The organism is Candidatus Uabimicrobium amorphum (assembly GCF_009002475.1).
Taxonomy (GTDB): domain Bacteria; phylum Planctomycetota; class Uabimicrobiia; order Uabimicrobiales; family Uabimicrobiaceae; genus Uabimicrobium; species Uabimicrobium amorphum.
Window position 1 is genome coordinate 9,022,218 of record NZ_AP019860.1, and the last position, 14,572, is coordinate 9,036,789.

Annotated in this window: 7 protein-coding genes; 3 read left to right on the forward strand and 4 right to left on the reverse strand. The window is 37.4% G+C overall.

Annotated features, from left to right (window positions below; translation table 11 throughout):
• Positions 1 to 121: 121 nt before the first annotated feature.
• On the reverse strand, positions 122 to 1,204 hold the full coding sequence (locus UABAM_RS31760; protein ID WP_151972115.1) for a serine/threonine protein kinase: 1,083 nt from the start codon (positions 1,202 to 1,204) through the stop codon (positions 122 to 124).
• A 128-nt stretch (positions 1,205 to 1,332) separates the two neighbouring features.
• Here UABAM_RS31760 and UABAM_RS31765 point away from each other — a divergent pair, with 128 nt between their 5' ends.
• Complete coding sequence (locus UABAM_RS31765) at positions 1,333 to 1,785, forward strand: GNAT family N-acetyltransferase (RefSeq protein WP_173013691.1); 453 nt, start codon at positions 1,333 to 1,335, stop codon at positions 1,783 to 1,785.
• An 18-nt stretch (positions 1,786 to 1,803) separates the two neighbouring features.
• Here UABAM_RS31765 and UABAM_RS31770 read toward each other — a convergent pair whose 3' ends face one another.
• Entirely contained in the window at positions 1,804 to 2,733 is a 930-nt protein-coding gene (locus UABAM_RS31770) for a PP2C family protein-serine/threonine phosphatase (RefSeq protein ID WP_151972119.1), read from the reverse strand.
• A 180-nt stretch (positions 2,734 to 2,913) separates the two neighbouring features.
• Between UABAM_RS31770 and UABAM_RS31775 the strand changes: the two genes are divergently transcribed.
• On the forward strand, positions 2,914 to 4,122 hold the full coding sequence (locus UABAM_RS31775; RefSeq protein ID WP_151972121.1) for a TCR/Tet family MFS transporter: 1,209 nt from the start codon (positions 2,914 to 2,916) through the stop codon (positions 4,120 to 4,122).
• Between the two features lie 111 nt (positions 4,123 to 4,233).
• Positions 4,234 to 8,322, forward strand: a complete 4,089-nt coding sequence (locus tag UABAM_RS31780; RefSeq protein ID WP_173013692.1) for a serine/threonine-protein kinase — start codon at positions 4,234 to 4,236, stop codon at positions 8,320 to 8,322.
• An 840-nt stretch (positions 8,323 to 9,162) separates the two neighbouring features.
• Here the strand turns inward: UABAM_RS31780 and UABAM_RS31785 are convergent.
• Together UABAM_RS31785 and UABAM_RS31790 are read right to left on the reverse strand one after the other, a co-directional pair.
• On the reverse strand, positions 9,163 to 10,782 hold the full coding sequence (locus UABAM_RS31785) for a vWA domain-containing protein (RefSeq protein WP_151972125.1): 1,620 nt from the start codon (positions 10,780 to 10,782) through the stop codon (positions 9,163 to 9,165).
• Positions 10,783 to 10,814: 32 nt separating this feature from the next.
• Positions 10,815 to 12,578, reverse strand: coding sequence for a vWA domain-containing protein (locus UABAM_RS31790; protein WP_229759334.1), 1,764 nt, complete (start codon positions 12,576 to 12,578; stop codon positions 10,815 to 10,817).
• Between the last annotated feature and the right edge of the window lie 1,994 nt (positions 12,579 to 14,572).

The following is a 14,572-nucleotide window of genomic DNA, read 5'->3' on the forward strand; positions in this document are numbered from 1 at the left end:
GATATAGACAACGAAAATGTGCAGTGCTATTTTATAGGTGAGAGCTAAGTATGGCAGGAAAATCTAATTTGCATTTGCGGATAAGTTTTCTAAAACATATCCGCACAGCTTTGGTTTCGAATTATTTCATTTTAAAGCGATCTTTTTGTATAGATTGAGTTTTACGTACATTTTCAATTAAGTTTAGTACTTCAATAACATCTTTTGCCCTTTGGAAACGACGTTTTTTACAAGTAGTCATCATACGTCGTAAAACTTCCATAAATTCTTCGCTAACATGAGGAAGATCAATAGAAAAATCTCCCAAGCATATCGCATCCATCTTTTGCATATTGCTACCCTCGACATAATTCTCTCCGGTTAGCATGTAATATGCCGTTGCTCCAAGAGAATATAAGTCGCTTGCAAAGCCAACATCGCCGTCGGCAATTTGCTCTGGAGACATAAATTCTAAGGTACCAATAATTATGTAGGGTTGTGTGAGATTTTCTGTACTACTTAAATCTTTGGCAATGCCAAGATCCACTAATTTTGCAACACCATTCTGATTTACCATTATGTTAGAGGGCTTTATATCGCGGTGAACATAACCTTTTTCATGCATTACCTCCAAAGCACTCAACAGTTCTTTCATGATGCGAATCACATCTTGCTCTGTAAAAATTTTTCCTTGGATAACCGCTTGCTCCACCGTTTCACCATCGATGTATTCCATTACCATGTATAGATATTTTTTGTACGAAGAAACATCGTAAACCTCAACTAAATTGTTATGACGTATTTCCGTGGCAATACGTGCTTCCATAACAAATCTTTGCTCCAACTCGTCACTAATGCTACTTTCCTGATTCTTATCATACAAAAATTTGATCGCGTATTTTTTCTCGAGTCTTTTGTGATTCGCTAAATAGATGACCCCCATCCCTCCGTGGCCGATTGCTCTTTCAATCAAATACCTGTCATCTATTTCCTTACCAACAATTCTCAGCGTGTCGATGTCGTTTCGATAAGTTTTTAGTTTAATTACATTTTTTTGATCAGGTTTTTTTTCGCGTTGCGCACGAGCTATATTTTTATTTTTGGTAAACAACTTGGCCGCATTCAAAATAATTTTTTTGGGAGTACGTCGTGATTTTGGGCTTTTTTCGCTACAATGGTCATCTTTGCGTACGCTTTGAACGCCGTATAGAGCTTTTTCTTTCATATTTTTTCCCCCACAATACTCGCTGTCATTTGTTATATTGTATTTGGCATTCCATTATGAGGAATTTATTCTACAAAGTCAAGAAAAAATGTAGGGAACGATATACAAAAACAAAACGGAAAGAAAAAATGATCGTATATTTAGATATAAATGATTTGAAAACACGATGTGCGGTACATGCTCTTCAGAGGAAGTGTTATACACAAGAGGCACAATTGATTAATTTTTATGATATTCCTCCGTTGCAGGAAACAAGAGAGGATCTACATCACAGTGAGGAAACTTTCGTGGGATATGTACAACAACAGCAAATACAGGGTGTCATTTCGTACAAAATAGACAACGAGGTATTGGACGTACATCGATTAATGGTAGACCCAAATCACTCGCGAAAAGGTATTGCAAAATCATTGGTTTCATTCATACTACAAAAAAAGAAAGATGTGATTGTCGCAACACCACAAAAAAATATTCCGGCGGTTAACTTATATTTACAAATGGGTTTTACAACAACCCATCATCAAGTAGTGGCCGAAGGTTTGCAAATGCAATATTTTCGATTTAAGACGTTAGATATCTGATTTGTCAGAAACCTCTTTTTATGGTTTCTTCTTTTTATATCCAAGAAAATTCAATTTGTAGAAAAAAGCGCCCCCAAGGTTTTTTATCGACCACTCTGTTTTTGGAACAGGTATACGGTTCCAAATCACTGCGCGAAAAATGACCTGTAACATACGTAACGGCACTAAAAATTTCGTCGCCAAAGATACGCGTGGTGCGTCGTTAATCGCCAATGTTACCAATGTGACATCGTCGTTAAATTGCGCCTGTGTTTCTTCCTGAAGATTTTGTAGAAGTTTTTGCGCGTTGGGTAAACTCAAGTCCGTAACTTTTTGCATAAAACGGAGTAGACCTTCTGGTCCTATTACATTGTCTTCTTTGTTTTTACGTAGCTCAATAAGAGAGTCAGTGTAGCACAGTACAATATCTCCAGGCTCCAAGTATACTTTACATTGATGATAGTTGGTTCCACTCAGGATGCCCAGTGGAATATCCGTTCGCTTCCCGATCATATTTTTATCAATAAAACACCAACGATTACTTTTTTTGCGATACAGCAACGGTGAAGGATGTCCCGCATTGGAAATAAGCATTTCATTTGTTGGTGCGAAGTAAGTGATGACAACCGCCGTCGCAAATCTTCCTTGTTCCACGATTGTGGTAAATTGATTGTTCATTTCTTCGACAAAACGGCTCTGATCTACAAAGTTTATATACTTTCCCATAAGCCGCCGCAATTGATTCGCACATTCAGAAGCGTCTTTACCATGGCCACTCACATCGGCAACCATCAAACGCGTTATGCGTCCAGTCGCACACGAAGAAACATAATAGACATCCCCGCCGTCTTCGCTACCAGCATATGGCTTACTGTAGACCTCTACACCTAAGCCCATTAAATCAAGGTGGCAATCACAATCGCGATTTCCCCCCCACACTTCCATACACTGCATCTCTTCGTTTGTCATGCAAATCTCTTTCTAAAAATAAAAACACGGATAACCTATTTTACTGGAAAGATCACGCGTAACAAACAATTTCTTTATTTTAGATATTTATTCACATTTCGCGAACGTTATCATAAAATAATCTACATGCGCTATAAATAACAAATGCACCGCTTCCATATGATTAAGAATAGGAAAACCATGACGCACAGTAAACAAGCTCTCTACTTTATTTTCCTCACTGTTTTCATTGACGCTGTGGGTATTGGGATTATTGTTCCTGTTATGCCCGAACTTATTATGGAACTGACTGGTGAAGGAATAAGCAGTGCCGCGGTTTACGGTGGTTGGATGTTCTTTATTTACGCTTTCATGCAATTTTTTTGTGCTCCGATTATCGGTAACCTCAGTGATCGCTACGGAAGGCGTCCGGTACTGCTTTTTTCGCTTGTATCATTAAGCATCGACTATGCAATTATGAGTGTAGCACCTAATCTATATTGGTTGTTCCTCGGAAGGTTTCTTGCAGGGATAGCGGGGGCATCTTACGCAACAGCAGCGGCATACATCGCCGACATCAGTGAGCCGGGAGAACGGGCGCAAAACTTTGGCGTGATAGGTGCCGCTTTTGGCGTCGGTTTTATTATAGGCCCAGCACTTGGAGGTACGCTCGGCGAATATGGTACACGTATTCCCTTTTATCTTTCTGCTGTTTTGGCTTTTTTGGCGGCTATTTATGGTTTCTTCGTCGCCCCAGAAACGCTTAGTCTCGACAAACGACGCTCATTCTCATGGAAACGTGCCAACCCTGTAGGTGCACTCATGGAAATGAAACAATTTCCTCTCGTTTCAGGGCTACTAACAGTGTTATTTGTGTCACAACTTGCCCGCGACATCTACCCAAGTATTTGGACATACTACGCCATGGAAAACTTTACTTGGTCAGAAAGCCAAGTAGGTTACTCGCTTGCTCTTGTCGGATTGTTACTGGCTCTTGTCCAAGGAAAACTTATACGTGTTGCCATTCCCAAATTAGGCGAAAATAAAACATTACTACTCGGCTTATTCATGTCATTCTGCGCATTTGTAGGTTTCGCATTCATCACCCAAACCTGGATGGCGTATTTATTTATATTTGTATCCTCTCTCGGGGGATTTATCGATCCTTCTATTCGCGCACTCATGTCAAACCAAATCGACGAAAATCAGCAAGGTGAATTGCAAGGAGCAGTAAGTTGTATTGTAAGTTTCTCGGCCATTCTTTCTCCCATTGTCATGACACAAACTTTTAGTCATTTCACAGGCAAAGAAAAAATATTTCACTTTCCGGGTGCACCATTTGTACTTGCGGCCATTTTAATTTTTTGTAGCATACTCATTTTTCTCAAAGTGTTGTCGCGAAATAGATAGCATTTTGTACTGAGGATAGACATTTGTATTGCATTTATCGTCTATCCGCATTAGACTTTCCTATAAGGTGGTTATCGCGGATTCTTCACTATTTACTTAGAAATGTTCATCATGACAAAAACTATTGGAAAATACACAATAATTGGTAAGCTAGGCGAAGGGGGAATGGGAACTGTTCATTTAGCATATGACGAAACGCTCAAGAGAAAAGTTGCCATAAAGCATATCAACGATAAAAGTTCATACTATATCAAAAGAATGATGCGCGAAGCGCAATCAATTGGATCGTTAGTGCATCCCCACATACTAAAAATTTACGAAATCATTATGGTAAAAAATTTTCCATGCTTGGTAATGGAATACATTGATGGAGTTACTCTCAACCAATACATGGAGCAAAATACTCTAACGATAACACAAAAAGTAGAGCTATTTATAAAAATTCTACATGCTGCCAACTGTGCCCACCAACAAAATATCGTGCACCGCGATATTAAACCGCAAAATATCATGATGGATAAAAAACATGAACCATATTTGATGGATTTTGGTTTAGCAAAACGTATGAAGGTAGATGCCACTCTAACAAAAACGGGTATGCTAATGGGTTCGCCAACGTACATGTCGCCGGAACAGGCAGACGGAGAAACGCGCAAACTCAATCATTTATCCGATATATATTCACTTGGAGTTGTATTTTATGAGTTAATAGGCAACGTTCCGGCAGTGAGTGGTGAAAATGTAATGGAAATTCTCCGCAAAGTTTCTTACGAAAATCCTACTCTACTACGTAAAATAAACAAAGATACGCCCTACGCAATTGAATGTATCGCATACAAAGCTTTACAAAAAAACCCAAAAAATCGCTATCAGAGCGCCATGGAATTTGCCAATGATCTACAAAAATTTTTACAACATAAAGCTCCAATGGCGAACATGTGGCGTATAAAAAGTAAAGTACAAAAATTTTTAATCCCCGTATGTATTTGTGTGGCGATGATTTTAGCGGTGTGGTTTTCACAAAACCGTCGCGACTCTTTCGATCTGCGTATCACGTCTCCTCAAGACATCTTACAAAATGCGCAAAATTTAATAAACTATGGTCTCGATGAGGATGCTTTGCGACAACTAACTTCTTTGCAGAAAAAAATAAACTTGCAAAGTCCTTTACGACAGCCAATGCACCTAGCGATGATCGAAATATACAAAAGACAGAAGAAGTGGTATAAGTTGGAAACGTTGGCCCTACGTTATTTTCGCGGTAAAAATATCTTACAAGCAGACCTTGCGTTGGCGCATATGTATTTTGAGCAAGGAGATTGGAAAAAAGCACGAAAATATTTAAATCATAAGGTGTCAAGTACGCACTTTCTCGCGACGGATTTTTACTACTTAAAAGCAAAAATTTTCTACAAAACCAAACGGTATGAGGAAGTCATTTCTACACTACTCAAAAGCCTTAAAACTAATAAAAATTCTGAGTTACAGCCTATTCATAGTAAGCAAATATTTAGTCGTTTACTTTTGGGAAAAGCTTATTTTCAAGCATATCAGGAAAGTAAGAAAAAATTTCATTTACAGCAGGCCAAAGATATTTTAAATGATCTAAAACAACAATTGCCAAATAACCCTGATGTATATGAGTATTTAGGTCGGTCACTTCTTATTGAAAAATCTGATTTACCACAGGCACAATCCTACTTCCAAAAATGCATAGATCTCACCTCTGGCCGCGCTCGCTACTATAACTTACTTGCTGAGGTCGATATTGCTCGTCAGGATTTTGTACAAGCATATAAATACATTATCGAAGCGGTAAAGCTAGATCCACGCAACAATATTGCTAGTACTGCATTCCTTGACCTTGCCTATCAAAATCCGCAGCAAAAACAAGAATATTACATGACGATGACCTTTTACAGCAAAAACTTTGACAAAGTGACTCCTCCGGATTGCATTGCGGCACAGGTCGAAGAACTTGAAAAAAATTATCGAGACGCATATGAGCGTTTACAATGGTGGCGAACAAAGCACAACGCAAAAAAACTGAATATACAAAAAAGTTTTTTCCGTACGATGAATCAATTGCGTTCTTATTTGAATTTAATTCGTCATCACCACAATATGGAAGAGCAAATGCGTAGTTATATCGCAAAAGAATTTTCCGATAGTAGTGAATATTTAGAAATACTCAACACCTTTATTAAGAAAAAACAACGTGAACTAGCACAAGCAAACTACTATCGACTCGCAAGATGGTATCTACACAGAGATCGCAAAATGTTACTTGATTGGACACAGAGCGGCTTTGCCACAGAAGATAAAAAAAGTTTGCGTTCCATACTGACCAATGAAAATGAAAATATTATATACAGATATCTGGCCGCAAAAGCTTTACTTAATTCTCAAGATACACAATACACAGAAAATTACCTGAATACTACCCCTTCGACAACAGCAAAGCTCATCACTTGCATGGCATATCGCAGTGAGTCCATTTCTGTAGAAATTGCACCCATTGTCCATTATCTCAAACAAAAACAAGCGCTGTCTCCATTGAAGTTGCTCGCGATCCACTTGTTGTACTTAAACGGAGAACACGTCGAGACTTCCACACTGTCACTGTTACAAGATCTACTATTATCACGCAATGAACAGTCTGTGCGCATGCAAGCGGCGCAAGTTATTTTCGCTATCCGTGGAATGCCACAAAAACTATGGGCACAAGCAGAAAACGTTTTATTGCAAACAATGGATAGCAATAAAGTCCAAGAGCGTTTTTTCGCCCACTACTACTTTTGGCAAAACAATTATGTGAAACAACGCATGACAAAGTACTGGCCGTACTATGCAAAAGCGTGGCAAGAAACACATGAACCGATTATTTCGTCAATGATTTTACTTGCTAGATCCAAAATATTTGACCAAAACAAGGTAAATGTGATTGCACAATTTATGGCGAGGTACATTGAAAGTGAGCGTCAAAAATCAAAACACATAAGTGTTTCACGACTACAAGCAATCAAAACTCTATATTTTCACTTTCCCTACTACCAACCACTCGACACCCAAGGTGAGCATCCTATTGCGAGAATTTTGTCATACAATAGTGAAATTTTTAAACGTTCCTCTAAGTCGTGGAAACCAAATACTGCGATCCAAACAATGCGATTTTTAAAAAAAAATCTACGTAAAATGCAAAACAAACGCTCGCATGACAGGTACTATAAACTTTTCGTCTACTACATATCTGCCATATTTGGCTTTCACACGCTCGATTCTTTTGACCGCGAAAACGATATCATTAAGGCTCATGTTCTACAAAATCTCTGCTATTTAAAATATGGAATCTTACGCGGACTACAAAACCAAAACAATCCTCTCGCCAGCTTTGTACTTCAAGCCCTAAACCAAGAAATTAAAGACAAGTGGAGCGATCAACAAAAATTACAATTTGTCAACAAACACCTCGAATCTTCCAATAAACTCATACGCAGTAACGCACTACTCGCCTCGTATGTTTATTCTAATAGCGAAGGACGTCAACGTTTATTTGATTCCTACCTTCAGAAAAGTAAAACCGAAAAAATTATATTTGCCCAATCCATACACGGTTTTGTGAAACTAATGACATTCTCACGATTTCTCGCCGCAGATGAAATACAATCGTTAAACACACAATATTACACCTATATTGCCTCTCTACAAGACAAGAGCAAACGCAAAATGCACAAAAAAGTACTAAAACACCTAAATCGAGCCATCCAATTAGATCCAGATAATATTACATACAAATTTGAAAAGGCCATTATTCAATCAGCATACAACCAACTGATACAATCCGTTTTTACATGGGAAAAAATTGTAGAAAGTCACCACGCTCCGGCGGCAATTGAAACGATCATGAGTCGTCTAAAGTTAGCAGAATACTACACGCAAAACGAAAGCGCGCCACAAGCAACAATAAAAGTAAAAAACCTCTTTGGTAACCCAATCAAAAAAGAAATTCTCGCCCAAGATAATCTTTTTCTGTTAAGAGTGGTACAAGTTTATGCAAAACTACAAATGTGGTCGGAAGCACGCGACCTATTCGAAAAGATATTTTTCCGCAATCCATCTCGTAAAACGCTATTTCTACCCAAAAACGACTTAAACGAAAACGACCAGTCACGCGTACAAAGATATCTTCGCTACTTTTAGTAAAATCATCAAATTGTTTTACAATTCACATACCAGTGACATCTTTTTCTGCACACCTTAGTCGATTTATAGACGCCAGATCCCTGCTTTTGCACATGGCTGTCAAATTAAGAGTGAAACTTTCTTAATAAAGACTTACAAATCCGTGTCATTCCCGCGTAAGCGGGAAACCAGCAATGTAAAGTGGACTTGTGAACGCTGGATCCCTCTGCTTTTGCAGGGATGACACTATAAGGGTTTTGTATCTTAGCTTGACACATATGTGCTTTTGCAGGGATGACACCATAAGGTTTTTGTATCTTAGCTTGACACATATGTGCTTTTGCAGGGATGACAGTCTGGGGTCATCTCACACCAAACAAAAATTTTTTCTTAGTCAATGTACACTCCATTCACTCATTATCCAGCAGTACCTTTCCTCAATTTCTCCCAAAAACTCTCTTTTTTTCAAAAAAAAATAAAACCTTAAGTACTTAATATAATTAATTTTACACGAAAAAATAATTAAAACCGTAAGTTTTTCGTACTTTATTATTGACTTTCATTTTTTATGTTGTATTATAGAAGTAACAATAAAAACAATAGCAAACAAAAACATGATGTTTGGTTTATATAGAAACCTAATAAATAGGTTTGGTAGACATACCACAAACTAAACAATAATAGCTTTCAGAAATACCCCTCACAACTATATACAGGATATGGTAGGATCGTTAGAACCCCTACAACATTTCACCCCAATAAAAAAAGGTGGGCCAGAAAACAAAAATTTTCTAGCCCACCTTTTTTGCGTTATACACATAGATTTGTGATTTATCTATTCAAGAATTCAAAAGAACTCTATGGTTGTCTCATTTCCAGTAAAGTACGCGCAATGTCCACCAAATCAATAAATTCTTTACGATAACCATTGCGATCTTCACCCCGCGCACTCATTGCCAAACTTTTTACCAATTCCATCGAGACATTTCCCTTAAATTTCGAATCACGCAAGAGCAAACCATAACCAGCAACAGCAGAGGCAAAACGAAAACTTGTCGAAGTATCGTTAATACTCTTCACTGGCATAGGTAAAGTACTGCTCAACAATTCGCTAACTTCGCTATCAGGAGCTTTATAGCGAATTTTAAGCGTTAAAATCTCATCGCTAAATGATTGCGCAGAAAGTGGTCTTTCTCCCTGATACTTCAAAGAATCCACATTACCACCTTGTGCTAAATTTCCTTGGGGAACGACTTCGTAAAGTGCTGTTACTGAATGCCCAGCCCCTATTTCGCCTGCGTCTTTTGTATCGTCGTTAAAATCTTCTGCTGCAAGCAAACGATTCTCATAACCAATTAAACGATAACTTGTAACGTAATTAGGATTAAATTCCACTTGAATTTTTACATCTTTTGCAATCGCAAATAGCGTGCTGCCGAGTTCTTCCACAAGGGCTTTTTTTGCTTCCGCTAAAGTGTCGATGTAGGCATAATTTCCATTTCCTTTGTCAGCGAGTTTTTCCATCATCGAATCGTTCAGGTTGTACATACCCAATCCTAAAACGCTCAAAAAGATGCCACTCTTACGTTTATCCTCAATGAGACGTATCAAATCACCTTCACTAGAAATCCCTACATTGAAATCTCCATCTGTGGCTAAAACTACGCGATTAATTCCATTGGGGATAAAATTTTGCGCAGCAACGTCATAAGCCAACTGTATACCTTCTCCACCATTTGTCGATCCACCAGCATTCAAAGAATTAAACGCTCCGAGAATCTTGGATTTATCGTTCCCTGGTGTAGGTGGTAAAACAAGACCAGCCGCCCCGGCGTAAACGACAATAGAAACCGTATCGCTTGCGCGCAACTCTCCTGTCAACATGCCCATCGCTGTTTTTAATAAGGGTAGTTTTTGATTACTACTCATTGATCCCGAAACATCCAGTAGAAATACCAAATTCATAGGAGGCAACTCTTTTGTTTCAATCTTATACCCTTGTAAACCTATTTTTACTAACCAATTGTCATTATTCCATGGACACTCTGCGACTTCCATAGAACGCGAAAAAGGCACACCATCTTCCGGTATAGGATAAGCATAAGAAAAGTAATTGATGAGCTCTTCAATACGTATAGAATCTTTAGGAGGAAGTTTGTTCTGTGTAATGAATCGTCGCATATTGCTATACGAAGCTGTATCCACATCAATAGAAAATGTGGAAAGTGGTTCTTTCACCGTATCTTTAAATTCATTTTCTTTGATATGTGAATACTCTTCGGTGTTCATCTCTTCAACAACACTGTCAGACATCCCCATTTCATTTATAACAATGTTACCCGGTTCTCGGGCATCTGTGGCCGACATCATTAACGGCGAAGCTAGGCTGTCTCCACCCCTCATAGAAGAGTTTCTTGAGCAGCACACAGCGATAAAAAAAATTGCAAAAGCACAGATGATATTTCTTTTTATTGACATTTTATTTGCCTTACCAATGTATTTTCCCAAATTTACCGACTCATTTTCAGCAATGTGTCTGCAATATTCACTAAATCGACAAACTCGCGTCTATATCCATAGTAATCTTCACCCAGAGAGCTCATTGCCAAACTACGTACTAACTCCATAGAAGCGTTATTCTTATATTGCGAATCACGCAGAATCATTCCGAAAGCAGCAACCGCTGTTGCAAAACGAAAACTAGGTGAAGTTTCATTAATTTGCTTCACGGGTGTTCGCAATACACTAGTGAGAAGTTTACTCGTATCACTTTTAGGTGCCTTGTAGCGAATTTTTAATGTCAAAATTTCATTGCTGTAATTATACTGAGGAACAGGGCGCTTCCTTTGGTATTTTAGTGGGTCAACTCGTGGACGAAAATCAGCATTTCGCGGTACGATCTCATAAAAAGCTGTTACCGTATGCCCTGCACCTATTTCTCCTGCATCTTTTCTATCGTCATTAAAATCTTCTGCAGCCAACAAACGATTCTCATATCCAAGTAAACGATAATTTCCGACATATGCAGGATTAAATTCTACTTGTATTTTAACATCTTTTGCGATAGTAAACAACGTACTACCTAACTCATGAATGAGAACCTTTCGCGCTTCAGACAACGTATCAATATAATGATACGTTCCATTTCCCTTATTTGCCAGCTGTTCCATGGTAGCGTCTTTTAAATTTCCCATTCCCATACCCAAAACGGTAAGAAATATATTACTCTGCCTCTTAGTCTCGATCAGCCTCTGTAAGTCGTTAGAATTAGAAATCCCGACGTTAAAGTCTCCATCAGTAGCAAGTATAACACGGTTTACACCGTTAGGGATAAAGTTATCTGTTGCAATTTGGTAAGCCAACTGAATTCCCTGACCGCCATTTGTCGACCCACCAGCCTGCAATTGACTCATCGCACGAAGTATACGATCTTTATTGCGCCCAGACGTCGGTGGCAGTACTAAACCCGCGGAACCAGCATATACCACAATAGAAATGGTATCTTCAGGTCGCAATTGTTGCGTAAGCAGTCCCATAGCTGTTTTTAATAAGGGCAATTTTTTTGCACTACTCATCGACCCAGAAACGTCGAGTAGAAAAACTAAATTAGAAGGTGGCATTTGTTGCTGTGGTACTTTAAATCCTTGTATTCCAATTTGTACAAGCCAATGATTTGGATTCCACGGACATTCTGCAACATCCATTGTGCGCGAAAAAGGCGCGTTATCTTGTGGAATAGGATAATCATATGAGAAGTAATTGACAAGCTCTTCCACACGAACAGCATCGCGAGGCGGCAATTGATTTCCTGAAAGATAGCGCCGCATATTGCTATAAGATGCTGTATCAACATCTATAGAAAAAGTAGATAAGGCTTCGCGATGTGGATCTTTGTAATCGTTCTCTGCGGTATGCTGGTATTCTTCGGTAGTTTGATCTCGGGGAGGCGTAATTGGCTTCCATTCCTCATAAGATGGATATGTGCGAATACCGTGCATGGAATTTTCGTCTCCATATGCCATTCCTCCCATATCGCTATGCTGCCAATTGGAATCAAGGTTAGATTTAGAGAGGCTTCTTGTTTCTTGACCAGAACCTGAGTTACTATTTACAACACTTTGACTTTCAGGTATTACCAATGGTCTTTCATCCAAATCGCTATTCTGACTATCATAACGCTTTGCCGTTTTGTACTCACGAGAAGTCTTAGGTGTACCTAATGTACACCCTCCTACAACAACCAGTATGGTTAATGCTATACTTATACGATTCATATTTTATTCCTCCACAATAGTTTTTCGACGTAGATAAAAAAATAAGTGGCTATCATGGGATAGCCACTACGATTGTCATGATTGCTACTGCAAATTCCAAGCCTTTTTACGAATGTTTAAAGTATAGCAAATGAATATCATCAAAATGTCATGGGGCAGTAATATTTATGTAATTTTTATATAACGATTTACAGACGATTTTCGGTTAAATTTAATCATACTTTCATAAAAGATTTGCATCGAGTAGAACCCCGCACAAAAAAAGACCGCACCTAAGAAGACCGCAAACCACTTATTCACACCAATTTTAATCATACTTTCAAAAAAAACACGCACCAAACAAGACCGCAAAACAACAAGCAAAAAGATCAAAACCGACGCATTACGCCTCTCCCTGTGGGAGAGGCATGAAAATTAAGGTTTTCAGCAAAGCTGAAACCTGTAATTTGATGGTGAGGGCACCAATATGAAAACGAAACTCTAACTAAAAAGTACTAGTGTAATGCGAAGGTGAGAAAACTAATATGAAAATGAACCTCTTAACTTAGAAGTACGAAACTCTTAACTTAGAAGTCCAACCACACCAAAAAAAAGAAAAATACAAAAAATTTAATCATACTTTCATAAAACTTTATACTCTATTTTTGTAAGATTTTAATCATACTTTCATAAAACTTTATTTGAATTTTTTTTGAATGGTATCAATTTAAAAAACCTATTTACAAAGGTTTCAATACGAACATAAATATCAAAACTACTTTATTTCGGTGAAAATTTAATCATACTTTCATAAAACTTCATGTACATTTTTTCGGGCCATTCAATCATACTTTCATAAAACTTTTGGTACATTTATTGCTATGCACCAACCTTTCGGCTAAGGTTTCTGTATCATATTGGTGGTTTCACCATAGAGAGTTTTATTTTTATATTGGTGACTTCACCATAAAGAATTTCGTTTTCATATTGGTGCCCTCACCATCAAATTATAGGTTTCAGCTTTGCTGAAAACCTTAATTTTCATGCCTCTCCCACAAGGAGAGGCGTAATGCGTCGATTTCGATCTCTTTGTTTGTTGTTTTGCGGTCTTGTTTGATGTGAGTCTTTTTGATGTGAGCATGACGATTGTTTATTTTAAAATAGATTTATATCATTTTAATCATACTTTCATAAAAGAAAGGCTACCTATCTTCGCATTTTTAATCATACTTTCATAAAACTTTTGTAGCAAAACTTAAAACGTTAATCATACTACAACACAAATTATATCTAGACTTTCCCATAAATAACTCACATTTTTAATCATACTTTCATAAAAGAAAAGCTACCTATCTTCGTAGTTTTAATCATACTTTCATAAAACTTTTGTAGTAAAACTTAAAACGTCAATCATACTACAACACAAGTTATACCTAGACTTTCCCATAAATAACTCACATTTTTAATCATACTTTCATAAAACTTTGATATGCAATCTTTGTAAATTTTATCATACTTTGAAAAAAGTTTTTCAATTTAAATTTGCAAATACAACAAACTCAAACTATTATTAATACGGTCATGAGAACTTCAATAGAATCTTCGGTTATCAACTTATGTGGATCTCCTTATGTATTTGATACATATTGAATCCATTCATCCTTAAAAGAATTGTTTTTGGATTTGTTGTTTTTCTTTTTATTTATTTCCAAAAAAACAACGACGACAAGCGCTCTTGTATAGTAGTAGTTTATTATTAATAGTTTATAAGAGTATAGTAAAGTATACATTTTGCGACTACGTATATTTTATAAGGTTATCCGAGCATTTTTTTTTTCTGAAAGTATGATTACAGTTGTTTGAAAGTATGATTACGCTTGTTTGAAAGTATGATTATAACTTGTTTGAAAGTATGATTATCGTTTTTTGAAGGTATGATTGAACTCTCAAAATATTGATTTTTGTGAAATCATGTTGCGTTGTTGATTTTTAGGTACATATCGCTGTAATACTTG

What these genes read in the sequence shown, in the direction of transcription:
- UABAM_RS31780 (WP_173013692.1), top strand. Translation starts at nt 4,234, where the DNA reads ATGACAAAAACTATTGGAAAATACACAATAATTGGTAAGCTAGGCGAA.
- UABAM_RS31765 (WP_173013691.1), top strand. Translation starts at nt 1,333, where the DNA reads ATGATCGTATATTTAGATATAAATGATTTGAAAACACGATGTGCGGTA.
- UABAM_RS31790 (WP_229759334.1), bottom strand. Translation starts at nt 12,578, where the DNA reads ATGAATCGTATAAGTATAGCATTAACCATACTGGTTGTTGTAGGAGGG.
- UABAM_RS31770 (WP_151972119.1), bottom strand. Translation starts at nt 2,733, where the DNA reads ATGACAAACGAAGAGATGCAGTGTATGGAAGTGTGGGGGGGAAATCGC.
- UABAM_RS31760 (WP_151972115.1), bottom strand. Translation starts at nt 1,204, where the DNA reads ATGAAAGAAAAAGCTCTATACGGCGTTCAAAGCGTACGCAAAGATGAC.
- UABAM_RS31775 (WP_151972121.1), top strand. Translation starts at nt 2,914, where the DNA reads ATGACGCACAGTAAACAAGCTCTCTACTTTATTTTCCTCACTGTTTTC.
- UABAM_RS31785 (WP_151972125.1), bottom strand. Translation starts at nt 10,782, where the DNA reads ATGTCAATAAAAAGAAATATCATCTGTGCTTTTGCAATTTTTTTTATC.